This is a genomic window from Methylobacterium sp. E-066 (genome assembly GCF_022829635.1).
GTDB lineage: Bacteria > Pseudomonadota > Alphaproteobacteria > Rhizobiales > Beijerinckiaceae > Methylobacterium.
Window position 1 is genome coordinate 13,488 of the sequence record NZ_JAKSYO010000044.1, and the last position, 15,354, is coordinate 28,841.

Annotated in this window: 15 protein-coding genes and 1 pseudogene; 4 read left to right on the plus strand and 12 right to left on the minus strand. The window is 64.5% G+C overall.

Going from position 1 to position 15,354, the window contains the following annotated elements:
* Nucleotides 1–17: 17 nt before the first annotated feature.
* The 3 genes from MKL20_RS05105 to MKL20_RS05115 are packed head-to-tail and all read left to right on the plus strand — an operon-like array spanning nucleotide 18 to nucleotide 2,063.
* On the plus strand, nucleotides 18–1,502 hold the full coding sequence (locus MKL20_RS05105; RefSeq protein ID WP_244035777.1) for a PAS domain S-box protein: 1,485 nt from the start codon (nucleotides 18–20) through the stop codon (nucleotides 1,500–1,502).
* Between the two features lie 13 nt (nucleotides 1,503–1,515).
* Complete coding sequence (locus MKL20_RS05110; RefSeq protein ID WP_244035778.1) at nucleotides 1,516–1,836, plus strand: hypothetical protein; 321 nt, start codon at nucleotides 1,516–1,518, stop codon at nucleotides 1,834–1,836.
* Nucleotides 1,837–1,877: 41 nt separating this feature from the next.
* Nucleotides 1,878–2,063, plus strand: coding sequence for a DUF2934 domain-containing protein (locus MKL20_RS05115; protein WP_244035779.1), 186 nt, complete (start codon nucleotides 1,878–1,880; stop codon nucleotides 2,061–2,063).
* Here MKL20_RS05115 and MKL20_RS05120 read toward each other — a convergent pair.
* The 11 genes and pseudogenes from MKL20_RS05120 to MKL20_RS05165 all read right to left on the minus strand — a co-directional run.
* Nucleotides 2,060–2,812 (minus strand): annotated as a pseudogene (locus tag MKL20_RS05120) (GGDEF domain-containing protein); the annotation flags it as partial. The gene MKL20_RS05115 and the pseudogene MKL20_RS05120 sit on opposite strands and share 4 nt — an antisense overlap.
* Nucleotides 2,794–3,060, minus strand: a complete 267-nt coding sequence (locus MKL20_RS33230) for a PilZ domain-containing protein (RefSeq protein WP_409568116.1) — start codon at nucleotides 3,058–3,060, stop codon at nucleotides 2,794–2,796. The gene MKL20_RS33230 and the pseudogene MKL20_RS05120, both read right to left, overlap by 19 nt.
* Nucleotides 3,061–3,228: 168 nt before the next feature.
* Nucleotides 3,229–4,176, minus strand: coding sequence for a BLUF domain-containing protein (locus MKL20_RS05125; protein WP_244035780.1), 948 nt, complete (start codon nucleotides 4,174–4,176; stop codon nucleotides 3,229–3,231).
* A 30-nt stretch (nucleotides 4,177–4,206) separates the two neighbouring features.
* Nucleotides 4,207–5,934, minus strand: coding sequence for a putative bifunctional diguanylate cyclase/phosphodiesterase (locus MKL20_RS05130; RefSeq protein WP_244035781.1), 1,728 nt, complete (start codon nucleotides 5,932–5,934; stop codon nucleotides 4,207–4,209).
* A 574-nt stretch (nucleotides 5,935–6,508) separates the two neighbouring features.
* On the minus strand, nucleotides 6,509–7,396 hold the full coding sequence (locus tag MKL20_RS05135; protein ID WP_244035782.1) for a lipase family alpha/beta hydrolase: 888 nt from the start codon (nucleotides 7,394–7,396) through the stop codon (nucleotides 6,509–6,511).
* 217 nt (nucleotides 7,397–7,613) lie between these two features.
* Nucleotides 7,614–8,564, minus strand: a complete 951-nt coding sequence (locus MKL20_RS05140; RefSeq protein WP_244035783.1) for a YsnF/AvaK domain-containing protein — start codon at nucleotides 8,562–8,564, stop codon at nucleotides 7,614–7,616.
* Entirely contained in the window at nucleotides 8,561–9,061 is a 501-nt protein-coding gene (locus MKL20_RS05145; protein WP_244035784.1) for a YsnF/AvaK domain-containing protein, read from the minus strand. The genes MKL20_RS05140 and MKL20_RS05145 overlap by 4 nt, the downstream gene beginning before the upstream one ends.
* 2 nt (nucleotides 9,062–9,063) lie before the next feature.
* Nucleotides 9,064–10,020, minus strand: coding sequence for a PhnA-like protein (locus MKL20_RS05150; RefSeq protein ID WP_409568117.1), 957 nt, complete (start codon nucleotides 10,018–10,020; stop codon nucleotides 9,064–9,066).
* Nucleotides 10,021–10,087: 67 nt separating this feature from the next.
* Nucleotides 10,088–10,348, minus strand: a complete 261-nt coding sequence (locus MKL20_RS05155; protein ID WP_244035785.1) for a GlsB/YeaQ/YmgE family stress response membrane protein — start codon at nucleotides 10,346–10,348, stop codon at nucleotides 10,088–10,090.
* 108 nt (nucleotides 10,349–10,456) lie between these two features.
* The gene (locus MKL20_RS05160; RefSeq protein ID WP_244035786.1) at nucleotides 10,457–10,639 is read right to left on the minus strand and encodes a hypothetical protein; all 183 of its coding nucleotides are present in this window, start codon (nucleotides 10,637–10,639) and stop codon (nucleotides 10,457–10,459) included.
* 163 nt (nucleotides 10,640–10,802) lie between these two features.
* Nucleotides 10,803–12,287 (minus strand): helix-turn-helix transcriptional regulator, encoded by a 1,485-nt coding sequence (locus MKL20_RS05165; RefSeq protein ID WP_244035787.1) that lies wholly within the window; start codon nucleotides 12,285–12,287, stop codon nucleotides 10,803–10,805.
* Nucleotides 12,288–12,500: 213 nt separating this feature from the next.
* Here MKL20_RS05165 and MKL20_RS05170 point away from each other — a divergent pair, with 213 nt between their 5' ends.
* A complete protein-coding gene (locus MKL20_RS05170; protein WP_244035788.1) occupies nucleotides 12,501–12,995 on the plus strand; it encodes a ferritin-like domain-containing protein in 495 nt (164 codons plus the stop codon).
* Nucleotides 12,996–13,138: 143 nt separating this feature from the next.
* Here the strand turns inward: MKL20_RS05170 and MKL20_RS05175 are convergent, their stop codons facing one another.
* Complete coding sequence (locus tag MKL20_RS05175) at nucleotides 13,139–15,097, minus strand: AI-2E family transporter (RefSeq protein ID WP_244035789.1); 1,959 nt, start codon at nucleotides 15,095–15,097, stop codon at nucleotides 13,139–13,141.
* Nucleotides 15,098–15,354 lie beyond the last annotated feature (257 nt).

Here is a 15,354-nt window from a genome sequence, read left to right on the forward strand (position 1 = left end):
TCTCGGGGGAAAAGACCATGTTCCGTGGAATGCAGAGGCATGCGGATCACGCGGCCAAGCTCGATGCCTTGGATCGCTCGCAGGCCGTCATCGAGTTCCAGCCCGATGGCACCATCCTCACCGCCAATGCCAACTTCCTGACGGCGATGGGCTACACGCTCCCGGAGGTGCAGGGCCAGCACCACGAGATGTTCGTCGGGGCGGATTATCGCGATAGCGCTGAGTACCGCGCTTTGTGGGACGGGCTGCGCCGAGGCACCTTCCAGTCCGCCGAGTTCAAGCGTGTCGCCAAGGGCGGTCGAACTGTCTGGATCCAGGCGAGCTACAACCCGGTGCTCGATCGCGCCGGCCATGTCGTGAAGGTCGTCAAGTTCGCCTCCGACGTCACCGCGCAGAAGCTGCGGCTGCTCGATCTCGACGGCCAGCTCGCCGCCCCGCACCGCTCGCAGGCGGTGATCGCCTTTGATACGAACGGCACGATCCTCGACGCCAACCAGAACTTCCTCGACGCGGTCGGCTACCGGCTCAACGAGATCCGGGGGCGTCATCACAGCCTGTTCGTAGATGCGACCGAGCGGGCGGGAGCGGCTTACCAAGGTTTTTGGAGCCGGCTCGGTCGTGGCGAGTTCGTTTCGGGTGAGTTCAAGCGCATCGCCAAGGGTGGTCGTGAGACTTGGATGCAAGCGACCTACAACCCGATCACCGACGCGGACGGCGCCGTACTCAAGGTGGTGAAGTTCGCCGCCGACATCACCGCCCAGGTGAGCGAGCGTCAACGCCGGGCCGAGGCACAGCGAACCATCGGAGCGGACCTCGACGCGATCGGCACTGCGGTCGAGGACGTCACCCGGCAGACGGCGGAGGCGGCGGGCACGGTCGGGCAGGTCTCGAACGACATCCAGTGCGTCGCCTCAGGTGCGGAGGAGCTGTCGGCCTCGGTCGGCGAGATCAGCCAGCAGGTCAGCCACGCCGCGCGGATGGCCGGCGAGGCCGTCGAGCAGGCTCGGCACACCGGCAGCATCGTGGCGGGCTTGAGCGGGCAGGCGGCGCAGATCTGCGACGTCGTGACGATGATCCAGGGAATCGCCTCTCAGACCAACCTGCTGGCGCTTAACGCCACCATCGAGGCAGTCCGAGCGGGCGCGGCGGGCAAGGGCTTTGCCGTGGTGGCGTCCGAGGTCAAGGCTTTGGCCGAGCAGACCGCCAAGGAGACTGACCAGATCCGGGTTCAGATCACGGCGACGCAGGCGGTGACGCGTGAGGCGGTCGATGCGATCGGCTCGATCCAGGGCACGATCCGCAAGCTGGATGAGGTCTCGGCAGCGATCGCGGCGGCGGTGGAGGAGCAATCGGCGGTCACCAGGGAGATGTCGGGCAGCATGCACACGGCCGCCCACGGGGTGACGACAATCGCCGGCGGTATGGAGGCGATCGCGCGGGCCAGTGAGCAGGTCGATGCGGCCACGCGCCAAGTGCGTGAGGCCGCGCGCGCGGTCGGCTGAGGGCCCGAGCCCCGTGACTCGCACCGTCATCCCGTTCCGTCGCAGAGGTGACAAGGCATCCGCGCTCGCTACCTTCGACGCTCCTGCAGCAGAACTACTGGCAGACGGTCGTGCAGCGACCCTGTCGGCGGCACAGTTCGGGGCGATCCTGACGAGATTGCGTGCGCAGCGTGATGAACTCGGCGCGATCTTCGCCGACCTGGAGACGCGGGCACCGAGCGGCGACACTCGGCTCGACACTATCAACGCAGACCTGAGCGTCGAGGCGAGTAAGGGGCTCGCTCACATCGATTGGCTTATCCAGCATGCCGAGACGTGCGCCGTGACGCCATGAGGCAGTGACCGGCTGGTCTCAACCGGGGAAAGTCTCAGACCGTGGAACCAACCGAGGCGCTCTCCTCCGATCTAATCCGTGAGCATGCCTACGATCTATGGGGACGACACTATCGGCCTGAGGGCTACGAACTACAGGTCTGGTTTATGGCTGAGCGCGAACTGAAGGTTGGGCGCAGGGCAAAGGTTGAGCCCAGCGTGGCTACAGAACTGCGTGCGTCTACCTAAGAGGCGCCGACGACCTGAAGTCCCCACTTCTGTGAAGCAGCCGGGATGTCCTGTAGCTTCGTACAGCGGGTCTGGTTACGACCACCCGCCTTGGCTTCGTAGAGGGCGCCATCCGCAAGCCGGTACAGGTCCATCAGCGCGGTGATCGCCGCAGCAGTGGGTACTGCGCTCGCCAGCCCGATGCTCACTGTGACGGCGCCGGCTCCGATACCCGCCGATCCGATCGCCAAGGTGGACACCTCGGCGTGGACCTTCTCCGCGATACGTAGGGCACCGGCCTGATCGGTGTCTGGCAGGAGGATGGCGAACTCCTCGCCGCCGATGCGGCTGACGAGATCACGGGGGCGATGGACGCTGGCCGAGAGGCAACGTGCCAAGCCTTGCAGCACCTCGTCTCCGACCTGATGGCCATAGCGGTCGTTGAAGCGCTTGAAGTGATCGGCATCGACGATGAGCAGGGAGAGCGGCCTGCCGCCGCGCCGCGCCTCCTCCCAGGCCCGGGCACCGGCATCCTCGAACGCCCGGCGGTTCGGCAGACGCGTCAGAGCGTCCGTCAGCGATAGCCTTTCGAGTTCAGCCTGCATCGCTTCGCGGCGGCGCAACTCGCGTCCGAACAGAAGCGACAGCGCGATCGTGACGCCGCACAGCAGCAGCACGATGCCGCCGATGACCAGCGCCTTCACCCGCCACTCGGCCTCGATCGCGTCCACTGACAGGGCGACGTTGAGGATCAGCGGCAGGTCGCCGAGGGGGTCGTGCCGATGACGCGCACGGCGAAGTCACAGCTCCCCGCCCACACGACCGAGACCTGAGCAGCTCCGATGTCGCGGATGTTGCAGGTGAGGCGCTCGTCGACCAACGGCAGCGTTGCCGATCGCAGTCTCAATCCTTCAGACGAGATGTCGACGGTGACCGCGTGGAACTCGGACCCGTCGCGGCGAAGGCACAGGGCGGGGACGACGACAGGGTGACGTGTGGTGGCTCTTCGTTCGATCATGCGCCGAACGCCGTAGCGACAAGGCGAAAGGCACGCACCAGAGTTCCGTTAAAGCCACTTGTCATGCCTTCCACGACCGCCAGCGCCTTTGGCCCGGGCATATGGCAGACGCGGAACGCGCCATGATCGCGCACACGGCGCTCACCGCGAACGGCGTTGCTGGTGCGTTTAGGCGGCAAGAACGTCTGCAACGTTTTGCAAACGCGCCTGCCCGTTCGGCGGCGTTTCAAACGAACCGACGCGGTGAGCCGCCGTTTGGACGTCACCAGCTTCCTGGGCCATCGCTGTCGCGAGAAGCTGCGCATGCCCAGCCCAACGATCCCGTTCTACCCGCATGGCATCGAGTTGATCCTCGCTCGATGCCAAAGCGACTTGCAACGCATCAATCTCGGTCCGTAGATCGCTCGTGCGTTGCCGCTCACTCGCCAGGGCGGCTTTGAGCACATAGAGGGCAGCGTCAGTCGCCCCCTTCGACGAGCGTTTCACATCGCCGGTGGGGAGGGTTCGTGACCCACCACACTCGACCTCAGCAGTGCGCTTACCGCTCGCCGGTGATGACATCTGAGTGGCTGCCGCGTCCGGTCGAAGCTGCGCGATTTCTGCTTTCAGTTGCTCGACATCGAGCCCTGTCGGGGGGAGGACCTCAGCCGGCCCGATCGACGGAGCGGCGACGCGCGAGATCGGCACGCCCTCCTCATCCAACACCAGTTCGTGCAGCATGGCGAACACGGCATCACCGTCCAGCCTGGACAGGTCGAACCCGCTCTCGGCTGCGAGCCGGCTGAAGTGTGCTTGTCCCCCGGCGGACGCGCCGACGAAGGCCATGGACCAGTTTGCAAAGCTGCGGCTCTCCGTCGGACCGCACTGAAGAACCGTCACGTCGCCGTGGCGATCATCGCACTGGATCCGCTCAAAGGTTTCTTCGACTCCCTGTCGCGGTCCCTCCAAGACCTGGGCGAAGGCGCCGGTGTTGAACATCAGCGCGCCGGTCACATCCGACCGAGCGTTATTCCTCTGCGATGCGGCCAGGATCTGCCCGACGGCTGCCGTTAGCTCGGCCTCCGATCCTTGAAACAAGTTTTTACTGGCGTAGACGAGGCGGTAGAGTTCGCTCATAGGATGTCCAATAATTTGTGTGGACTAAGCTTATGGTTGGTAGCTCGCCAAGAATTCTAGAAGATCCTCCGCCGGTATGGGCCTGCTGATGAGATAGCCCTGAACGTCTGTGCAGCCTTCATCGCGAATGCGCTGCATCTGCTCTGGCGTTTCGACGCCTTCGGCAACTGTCGTCATACCGAGGCTCTTGCCGAGGCCCGCGATCGCCCGAATGATCGCATCCCCATCGGGTTTGCTCGACAGGTCTTTCACGAACGACCTGTCGATCTTGATCTTGTCGAACGGGAAGCTGCGCAGGTAGCTCAAGGACGAGTAGCCCGTACCGAAATCGTCCATCGAAACGCGGACCCCAAGTTCACGCAGTCGATGGAGCGTCTGCAAGGTTTTCTCACTCTCCTGCAGGAGAACGCCCTCTGTGATCTCAACCTCCAGCCGCTTGGCCGACAGACCTGAGCTGGCGAGCGCCGAGAGGATCGTCTCGACAAGCCGGTCGCTCTTGAACTGAGCAGGGGAGACGTTCACCGCGACCGACATCGCAGTGGGCCACGTCATCGCATCGCGGCAGGCCTGACGGAGGACCCACTCGCCGATCGGCACGATCAGGCCGATCTCCTCGGCAAGCGGGATGAAATCAAGTGGCGAGATCATCCCGCGCTCAGGGTGCTTCCAGCGGATCAAGGCTTCGCAGCCGATCAGCTTATCGCCCTCGAGCTGCATCTGGGGCTGGTAGTGGAGCTGGAACTCGCGTCGGGCCAGAGCCTGACGCATGTCGAGTTCGAGCCGGCGGCGCGCCTGCATGCGCGCGTCCATCTCCGGTTCGAAGAAGCGGTACGTCCCACGCCCGTCAAGCTTGGCCCGGTACAGGGCTAGATCGGCGTTCTTCAGGAGCTTATCCGCACTCGTCCCGTCTGCGGGCGCGAGCGCTACGCCGACGCTAGCTCCGATCGTCAGAAGGTGGCCCTCGACCATGTAGGTCCGGCCGATCAGATCGACGAGGCGCCGGGCCAACGCCTGTGTGTCGGCAGCCTCGCGGATGCCAATTTGCAGAATGATGAACTCATCGCCGCCAATCCGGGCCACCGTGTCTGTGGGCCTCACGGTCGAACGCAGGCGGTCGGCGACCTTCGCGAGAAGTGCGTCGCCGATCGGGTGGCCGAGCGTGTCGTTGACCGGCTTGAACCGGTCGAGGTCGATGAGCAGTAGAGCGCATGCCTCGCCGTTGCGCTGCAAGCGTGCCAGAGCCTCGGCCAGACGTTCTCGCAAGAGCAGGCGGTTTGGTAGGCTGGTAAGTGGATCGAGACGCGCCAATTCGTCTGCGCGCGCCTCGCTCGCCTTGCGCGCACTGACATCTTCTAGGGTTGCAACCCAACCTTCACCCGCGATGGAACGGATCTCGACCTGCAGCGTGTGATCCTGGCCCGTCACTTCGAACGAAGCGGATGTTTGAAGGTCGAGTGCGCGTCGCAGAGACTTGAAGATTTCTTGCCGCGATTGCGAAGCTCCCGCGCACAAGGCACGAAGTAACTGCATCGCGGATAGATTAGCCGTCTGCTCGACCTTCATGTTGGAGAGGAGGCGCTCGGCTGGATTGTTCGATATAGCGACCCGCCCCGAGGCGTCGATCATCAACAGGCCGTGCCGGATCACATCGAGATATCGGTTCCAGGTGAGAAGCGGGGCAACACTCGGATCCAGTTGGATCGCAGGGAGCACGATTTTGCGCTGCGCCGCGCCGAGGTGGTGCAGATCAGCGCTCATCGCACGAGGGCCCTAGATTGAGGCTGTCAGGCAGCACACAAGATAGCTAATAGGGCCGTTATAAGAACGAATGTTTTAATTTGCGGTGCATGGTTGCCGGATTGTTTGACGTACGGTTTGTCGCGGCTTGTGTGTCGGGCCGTCCACCGCCTGGCTCGTCTCACCGCGTTAAGCCCAGTTGCGCCAGGACCGTGAGATGGTTCCCGTATCTCTTCAGGGGGCCGATCGCTGATCCGAGATAGCTTGCATCACCACTACACTCAAACAAGACTGCTATCCTATCAGTCTATATGTCGGCAATTCGATGATTTTTCCTACAAATGTCGCGCGGAAGCCTGTTCGTCAGTCATGTTAGGTGCGTAGTTGTCTTGCCGCGTTCCACAAGGGTCCAGGATGTTCGCGCCGGCGCGTTCCAAAAGTCGAAAAATATTCGATGGAACGGCTACGCTGCTCACTTCTGGTGCGTTCCGCTAGAGCAAGCTCTATTGGAACAAAACGGCGCTGTGTGGCATACCGTGGCCTCTGCGTGAAATCTTGGCCAAGAGTGCCGCTGATGACCTGACATCGGAGCGGTTTACCCTTGCTCGCGCTCGGTGCGTGCTTGTGACATGAAGCCGAGCACCAGCTCCGAGAGCTCTGGCGTTCGAAGATAGCCGTAGGACTTGTGCGGGTTCGCCGAACCGTTCGGGCGCAGGTAGGCGTTCACTACCGCCATGTCCGTCACGCCAACACCGCGGTCGTTGGGCACGAAGGTGTCCGAGAGTTCACCGGCTACCGCGGCGAGGTCGCGATTGTCGGCCATGTTCGTCCACCGATCCACGTTGTTGGGAACCCGAGCCTCACCGTTCTCCTCTCCGATCTTCGCCCGCACCTCCGCGAGGCCGAGCGGTGAACCCAATGTCACCAGATGCTCGACTCGTACGGATGGCGCTTCGCGTTCGAGCATGCGTAGGGCGTCGTAGGCGATGATCGAGCCCATCGAGTGCGCGATCAGGAACGTTCGCCTCCCGGCATGCTGTTCGAGCACATCGATGAGCCGACGCCGAACCTGTCGGGCGAACGGCGTCTCGGAATGGTAGTGCCACAGGTCGTCGAAGCGATGTTCGAGGATCGCGTCGTCGAGTGGCGTCGCTCCCGTCGCCGACTGGAGCGCGGCCAAGCCGCGGTAGACTTTGCCGATAACGCCGTCGTTCAAGGTCGCGTCGGATCCCGGCTGATGGCGCGGGAATGGTCCGGACCCCTCGTCAGGTCGGTAAGGCTCGTCGTTGGCCTCACCGAGGAGCGGATGGTCGTAGCGTAGGTCGGCCCAGTACACGAACTCGAACGAGAACTCCCCGCCGTCCCGGCCGCAGTTCCGCAGCAAGCCCTCGGCGACGGCTGCTCTCCACCACCGCCACTTCTCATCGCGTGGGGGCTTGTTCTCTAGGCCATGGATGCCGACGATTATGCCTGCAGCGTCCAATTCTTATGCCCCGTCGGATCGTGGTGAATGCCCGGTTCTGCACTCATGGTGGGGCAACCGCCAGATCAAGGCCAGTCTGACGACCCTGGCGCTGTGCATCGTACGCGCTGCCTACCCCAGACTGCGATTTCATCAGTGCGGGGTGGGTAGGCAGTTTCGGTGGGAGTAGCGGCGAGGCGGGCACACCGTCGCCTCGCCGCTTTCGTCCAGGGCGGTATTAAAGCGGCTTGCGCGGATCGGTTCCAGTGGTGTTGCCAGTCGTACCCGTGCGGCTGGTGTTGCCGCGCTCGTCCGTGACCTCGACCTCGGTACGGCGGACCGTGTCCGACACCGTCTCGACCCGATCAGCGGCCTGCTTGCGGATCCCGACCTCTTCGACCACCCGGGCCTCCTTCGACACCACCGCCTGCTCGCGCATCTCGGTAGCCTCGATCGTCTTCTCTGCGAACAACGCCTCATCGACCGGGGTCGGCGCGCGATCGACGGCGCGGCGGTCGACGTGCACGGTCTCGTCGCGCAGCGTCACCTGCTCCTCGACCGGCTTCTCAACGGCGTAGGAGCGCACCCGCACGCGGCCGCTGTCGGCCACGCGCTTCCCGACGTTCAAGCGCTCCTCGACCACCGGGATATACTCGGTATCACCCGCAGTACCCGCGACCGTCTCGCGGTTTGTTATGCCATCGCGCTCACCGGCCGCGAACGCCGCCGTGCCGCCCGTCGCCGGAATGCCACCTGCCACCTCGGCCGTGGTCGGGTTGCGCAGCGCACCGGTGGTCGCCGTCGCGCCCGTTGCCGTCTCACCGGTGTAGCCGCTCCAGCCCTCCTTGCGCCACGTCGCCTCGCGCTCGTCGAGATCGACCGAGCCGTGCTGCTCCAGAATGTCGTAGGCGGTCTCGATCTGTGCCTGCTCGACTGTGGCGGTGAGCATCGTGCCGCCGCGGCTCAGACCTTCCTGGTAAGTGTGCCGATCCTCCTCCGGCATGAACATGTCTTTCAGCGAACCCCAGAAGCCTTCCTCGCGGGCCGGTGCGGTCGTGGTAGTCGTGCCCGTCCGAGTGCCCGGCACGAGCCGGATCGCGGATTGCGGGATCCCGGCGGCGACCAGCTTGACCTGTGCAGCCTCGGCTTGGCTCAGGACGTCGTACAATGCGGTGATGGTCTGGCTCATGATTTCGTCTCCTCAGTGGGATGCGGGATGCTTTGCTGCGTGACGTGCCCGTCCGGGGACACGCGTTCGACTACGGCGTGCTGCCTGCGCAGCGTCACCGGCACCTCGACCTCCTCATCCGCCGTGGTCCGGCGGATGTGCACCTCCTCCCTCAGGACGAGGCGCTTTTCGACGACGAGGATCTCTTCGAGGACGGGGATGATGGTCACCCCGTCCTCCTCGCGGACCACCGGGGACACCTCGCCCTCGGACAGCGTCCGGTTGATAGCCACTCGGGTGACCCCGACCATGTCGCTGTGCAGGGTCTCGCGCAGGATTTGGTCGATGGTCTCGGTCCGGGTCGAGACCCGCATTCGCCCGGTCTCCACCGCCCGCTTGTCAATGCGGGCGGTCTCGGCGATCAGCGGGAGCGTTACGGTCTCGCCGACGGCGATCTCCGTCGCGTGTTCGCCCTGCATCCCTAGGAGGTGCGGTTCGGTGGCGGCGGGATCGCTCATGGTCACACCCGACGCTGGCTCGTGATGGCGACGCCGGTGCGGCTCACGACTGGGTCGACGGCGGCGCCACGACCCGCGAAGAAGGCCGATAGTGCGCCGAGGATCAGCGCCAAGGCACCGTAGAGCGCCCCCTGCGAGCCGACACGGGCGGCGGCATCGGCCGCCTGCTTGGCCTGCTCCTTCGCCTTGGCTGTCGCGTCGTTGAACTGTTGCACATACTGGGCGACCTGGGTCCGGGCCTGATCGACCGGGATGTTCTGCGCCTTGGCGAGAGCCTGGGCAGCCTTCTCCTGCGCGTCCTTCTGCTGGGTGGCATCACCGGTGACCGCGGCGCGCATCGCGCTGACGGCGGCGTTCTTCAGGGCGTCCGGATCATTGCCGGTTCCGTTGCGGACTTGGCTCTCGATGTTCGAGAACGGGTTGTCCATGCCTGGCAGTGACGGGGCGGCGGCCTGTGCGGCGGTCTTCACCGAGCCACCGATCAGATTGCCGGCACCGCCGAGCGTGCTCGACACCGCGCTCGACGCGCCGCTGACGACGCCGCCGACTGCCGAGGATAGTAGGTACACGACGACCAGCGTCGAGACCGCCCAGGCGATCAGCCCGTGGTAGGCGGTGGTGGTGTTGGCCGGCTTGCCCGAGAGGCGCCCGGCGAGCCAGCCGCCGGCGGTGGAGGCGAGAATCCCTGAGATCACGAACCAGATCCCGGCGCCCGAGGACAAGCTGCCGGCCGTCGGGGTGCCGTTGCCAGCCGGGTCGACGGTCGAGAGCCCGATGCCGAGCCCGATCATGTTGAGGATGACCTGGGCGACCAGCGCGATCACCGCGCCGGCCAACACCGCGCCCCAGGAGATGGAGTGCAGCGCCATCGTGCGCATGTCCTCCGCGGGGGTGACCGCGCTGTCGGTGGGGAGGTCGCGGTCGTAGGCCGGACGGGTGGTGTCGGGTGTCAGCGCCATGCTCGGTACTCTCAGGTTAGTGGTTCGATCTTCCGCCGGAAGCGGCGGAAGCGGGTTTTGCTAGGGTTCAGAGCACCCAGCGACGGCCGATCAGGGCGTGGTACAGCCACAGCAGATTGACGGCGCCGATGACGGCGACGACCAGGCTGTAGAGATTGAGCCCTGAGACGCCGGGCTCACCGAACTGTTTGAACAGGAAGCTGCCGACCACCGCCCCGACCACGCCGAGCAGGATGTCGACGAGCAACCCCTGCCCCGTGTTGTTGACCACCTTGCTGCCGATGAAGCCGGCGACGAGGCCGAGCACAATCCAGGCGAGGAGTGACATGGTTCGGCTCCAGTTCTCTCAGTCAGCGTTGGGGGTCTTTCACCTCAGGCACGCTCGGGGCGCGCAGAAGCCGCGACTGCAGCCCACGCGTTCGCTCGTGACCCAGCATCACGTGCGGATCGCGCGCTTTGATCTCGGCCCAGGGTTCGACGACGTATGTGCGGCTTCGATCGCGGCGATCTCGGCGGCGGCTTCCGCCTGGATCGCACGGTCACCCTCGATGATGCCGATGGCTTCCTTGATCAGCGCCCGGGCATGGTCAGGCGAGAGCACCTTCCGACGCCCGGTCACACGGATCTCCTCGTATCAACCCACTGGGATGATCTTCCGAGATGCTCGCGTGAGCAGAGCTACCACTGCGTAATCAGGTGATCTACTCGAAGTTCCGACGATTTACATAAAGTACATTTGCACCAAATCGGTTTGGTAGTTCTGTCACGGTTTTTCGTCGGCTTCAGCGCCCGTGCCGCGTGTTCGGCCCGATGCCGCGCTCCTGCGCCCACACCACCACCGCGCTACGGCGGTTGACCCCGAGCTTGCGGTAGAGGCTTGAGACGTGGTTGCGCACGGTGTTCGGCGACAGCTTCAGCTCGGCTCCGATCTCGTGGTCGGTGGCACCCTGGCAGATCCGCGTGAGCATATCCTGCTCGCGGATCGTCAGGTTCTCGATGTCGACCGACGGCCGGACGGAGCGTGACGGGTGACGTAGGGTCGCCAACTTGTCGATTACCCCATGGCTGAACCACGACGCGTCCGCCATCACCGCCTCGATGGCGGTGATCAGTTCCCGCTCCGAGCGCTTGCGACTGGTGATGTCCTGCAGGACGCACAGCACGCACGCCTCATCGTTGATGCTCACCCGCTCGGCCGAGACGAGGCAGTCGATCTCGGTGCCCGCCGCATCCTGCAGCGCGGCCTCGAAGCCGCGAACGCTGCCGAGCCTCCTGAGATCGCGGGAGAACTTGCGTTGCTCGGCGCGGTCGACCCAGAGCGCGAGGTCAGTGAGCAACTGACCACCTGCGACCTCGGGCACTTGCCCGAAGGTGGTGACGAAGGCTTGGTTGACGCTGGTGATCTCCAAACCGTCCGCATCCATCAACGCGCTCGGTACGGGGGACAGGTCAAACGCCTTGGCAAAGCGCTCCTCGCTGTGACGTAAGGCCATCTCGGCCTTCCGGCGATCCTCCAGGTCGGCGAAGGTGAACAGCATGCACGGCTCGACGCCGCCCGGGCCCGGCATCTCGATAGCGTGCCCGGCCACGATCACGTAGCGGCCCCTCCCACAAGGCGTTGCGAGCTGAGCCTCCATCTGTGGGATGGTACGACCCTCATGCAGACGATGGATCGCCAGCTCGCGCCGCTCGGCCTCGCGTAGCAGGTCGATCTCGCAGAAACTCCGGCCGAGCACATCGTCGCGATGGTAGCCGGTGAGGTCGAGGAAGCCGTGGTTGACCCGCACGAAGCGCAGATCGGCAATCCGGCATATGATCGCCGGGGCCGGATTGGCGTTGAACATCCGCTCGAACCGGGCCTCGGCCTGGTAGCGCTCGCTCACGTCCTGCATCACCAGGGCGAGGCCACTCGGCGTGCCATCCGTGTCGATGGTCACCAGGCTACGGATGCGATGCATCCACCTGTGTGTGGGATCCCGCTTCGGGACTAACTCGACCACGACGTCGCGGAACACCTCGCCGGCGAGCACCCGGTCGAGGGGATGCTGCAGCGGGCCGATCTCCCGATGATTGCGGTAGTGCAGCGTGAAGTTCGCACGGTACTCGGACACGGTGGCGCCGAGATCGCCGGCGTCGGCAACTCCATGCATCATCACGGCGGCGGCGTTCGCGTAGGCGATGGTCTGATCCGGCTCGATCAGGATCACGCCCTCGGACAGGCCAGCCACGATCTGCCGCATCTGTATGTGACGCGTGTCATCGACCATCGGCGTCTCTCCTCGCGGAACGCTAACGTTCGAACGTGCGGAAAGCCCTGGTGCGAACGACGGTGGCTGAAGTGAAATCTTCGACGGCAGTCGTGGGGTTCCGGACGTGTCCCCTTCTGTGACCCTGGGCGGAACGACGCGGGAATGCCGGCAACCGGAACGCCGTGATGTCCCTTCGGTTTGCGAGGCATCAACAACCCAATGGAGGAAACGATGTCAGCACCCAACAGCCTGAAAGAGGTTTATCTCGACGAGATGCAGGATCTTTGGTCGGCCAACGACCAGATGGTCCGGGCCGTGCAGCAGCTCAACGGGCAGGTTAGCGACGCCAAACTGAAGCAGATGCTGGAAAAATCGGTGGGCGGGATCCAGAAGCACACCGACGTGCTCAGGAGCCTGATCCAAGCCAATGGCGGTGAGACTAAGCCCGAGCACTGCAAGGGCATGGAGGGCCTCGTGGCCGAGGCCCTGAAGCACGGCGGCAAGGAGGCGTCGAGCGACGGCAAGCTGCGCGACGTAGCGATCATCGCGCAGTACCAGCGCATGTCGCATTACGGCCTCGCCGGCTTCGGCTCGGCCGCCGCCTACGCCAAAGCCCTCGGTCGCACAGACGATGCGGCCAAGCTGAAGCAGGCGGTGGACGAAATCTACAAGGGCGACGAACTCGCCAGTCAGCTTGCCGAGACGGTCGAGAAGGCGGCTGCTTGAACCGCTCTAAAGTTCGCTGCTCAGAACAGCAGGCGCACCGCGCTTGTGCTCCGGTGTGCCTGCCCGCAACCTACCGTAGGTCGTGGTTATCCTTCCGAGCGATCAAGATGATGTCATGCTAGTACATGTTTTTAGAAGCCCGCTTATGCCGCCTGGGCGGTACTGACCTGAGTTGCACTGGCAGCGGCCAGGCAAGCCTCCACGGCCTGCCGGAGCGAGGACGCATAGGCATCGGCCCCGACCTGGCGTCCAACGCTGGCATCGGTGAGTACCTTATCGCCCACCGGCCAGAGGCCGACTAGGACCGGAACGTCGGGTGCGCGTCGCTTCAGCCGCTCAAGGAGGTAGCGCAGGTGCGCCGGGTTGCCGGTGATGTCGAGGTAGGAGATGCACACCATCGCCACGCCGGTCAGGTCGAGATCGCGGATGCGGTCGCGTGAAACAGCCTCGTAACCGGCGACCCGTGCTCCAAGTCCGTGCTTGCGCAGCAGCTGGGCCAGCATAGCCGAGGAGGCCTCGTCGAGAGGGCCGCGTCCTGCCACACACAGCACGGGCGTCTCGCCTTTCCACGCTTCGGGAAGCATCTCTTGCGGTGGCGCTTGCCCTGGCACGGCTTCATTTCTGGGATGGGCTCGCTCAGCTAAGGTCAGGGTCTCGCTCGGGTTCATCGCTTTCGCGTCTCCCGCAGGCTCGACATCTTCGTGCACTTCAAAATCTTCGACAAGGGAACGTGCCGAGGCGCGGATGTTTTCCAGCTGCGCTGGCGTGACAACCCCACGTTGATAGTCGTTGGCCGCCAGTTGGAGGCCTTTGAGCGCAACCTCGTCGTAGTAAGAGGACAGGGAACGCTCCTTCAGCATGGTTTCGCCGAGATCGCGCGCCTCGTCTGGGTCGCCGGCCAGCATGCGCTGATAGAAGTTCTCCACGGGCGTCAGTGGCGGCCGATCACCGAGCATAATGTCGAGGAACTCCAGGCTGTCGACGTGGCGACCGAGCACCACGAGACAGACCGTGAAAGGCGTGGCCAGGATCAGGCCGATGGGCCCCCACAGGAAGCCCCAGAACAGAGTCGAGACGATCACCGCGAAGGGTGAGAGGCCGGTCGAGTGCCCGTATAGAAGCGGTTCGATCACCTGTCCGAACAGGGGCTCGGCTACCAGAAACAAGGCGGCCGTGGCGATGACCATGGTCCAGCCCGAGTCGACCGCGGCGGCGAGCGCGAGGGGAAACACAGCCGAGATGAAAGCGCCTATGTAGGGCACGAACCGCATCAGCGCCGAGAACACGCCCCACAGCAGGGGGTTGGGCACCCCGATCAGCCATAGGCCAACACCGATGATGATGCCGAAGGCAGCGTTCATCCCGAGCTGGGCAAGGAAGTAGGTGCCGAGCCGACCGGCCGCATCGTCCATGGCCACCGTCGTGCGGTGCAGGTCGCTCGACCCGAACAAGCGGATCATGCGGTTGCGCAGGTCCTCCCTCTGCAGCAGCAGGAACACGACCACGACAAGCACGATGCCAACCGTGGTCAGCGGCTCGAAGATCGGACCGAGCACCTTTTCGGCCAGAGCCAGCGGTGAGATCTCGGGCTCCTGGACCCGCACAAGCTGCGCCTTCGGGGTGTCGCCGGCCGGTCCCGTCGACGCTGCCGTACCGGCGGCGTCGGCCTTCTGGGTCGCGTCGTGAACCTGATGGTTGAACTTCTGAATGACCCGGTTGGCCTCGCCGAGCCATCCCTGCTGCAGGCCGGCGAACTTCTTTTGCACCGTCACTTGGTACTGCGGCAGGTTGCCGGCGAGCCCGGCGACCTGGGTGCCGATGACCGCGCCAAAGCCGCCGATGACGGCGACTGCAAGAAGGACGGCTACAATGACCGACGGAACCCGTCCGAGCTTGATCCTCCGGAGTAGGTTGACGACCGGTCCGAGGACAAAACTGAGGAGCACCGCCAGTACTAGGGGAATGAACACCTCGCGTCCGAAGTAGAGGGCGGCGATCAGCACGACGCCGACGGCGAGGGTGAGCAAGCCGCGTAGCCCTGGCACCAAAGGCGGCGGCACCTGGGCTGGCGGGCGTGGGGCGGTGACTTCGTCCATCGGCATGCGGCGTAAACTCCTCGACGCTGCGCCGAGGCTCACGGCACACCGGATACAACGCCACCGCGAGCGTTTTGCCTCCCCGGCACGACGCAAAACGCGACGTTGTCGTTAAAACGATCGTTTTACCGACGATCCGGTGGCGCGTGTTGCTTGCCGCTCGAACCAGTCCGATCTTTGTCGGAAAAACGTGTCGGCTTTTCTATTGGCGGGCAAACGCCGGTTTGGCATGATCCCGACGTGCGCGTCGGCTTCACGCGCCT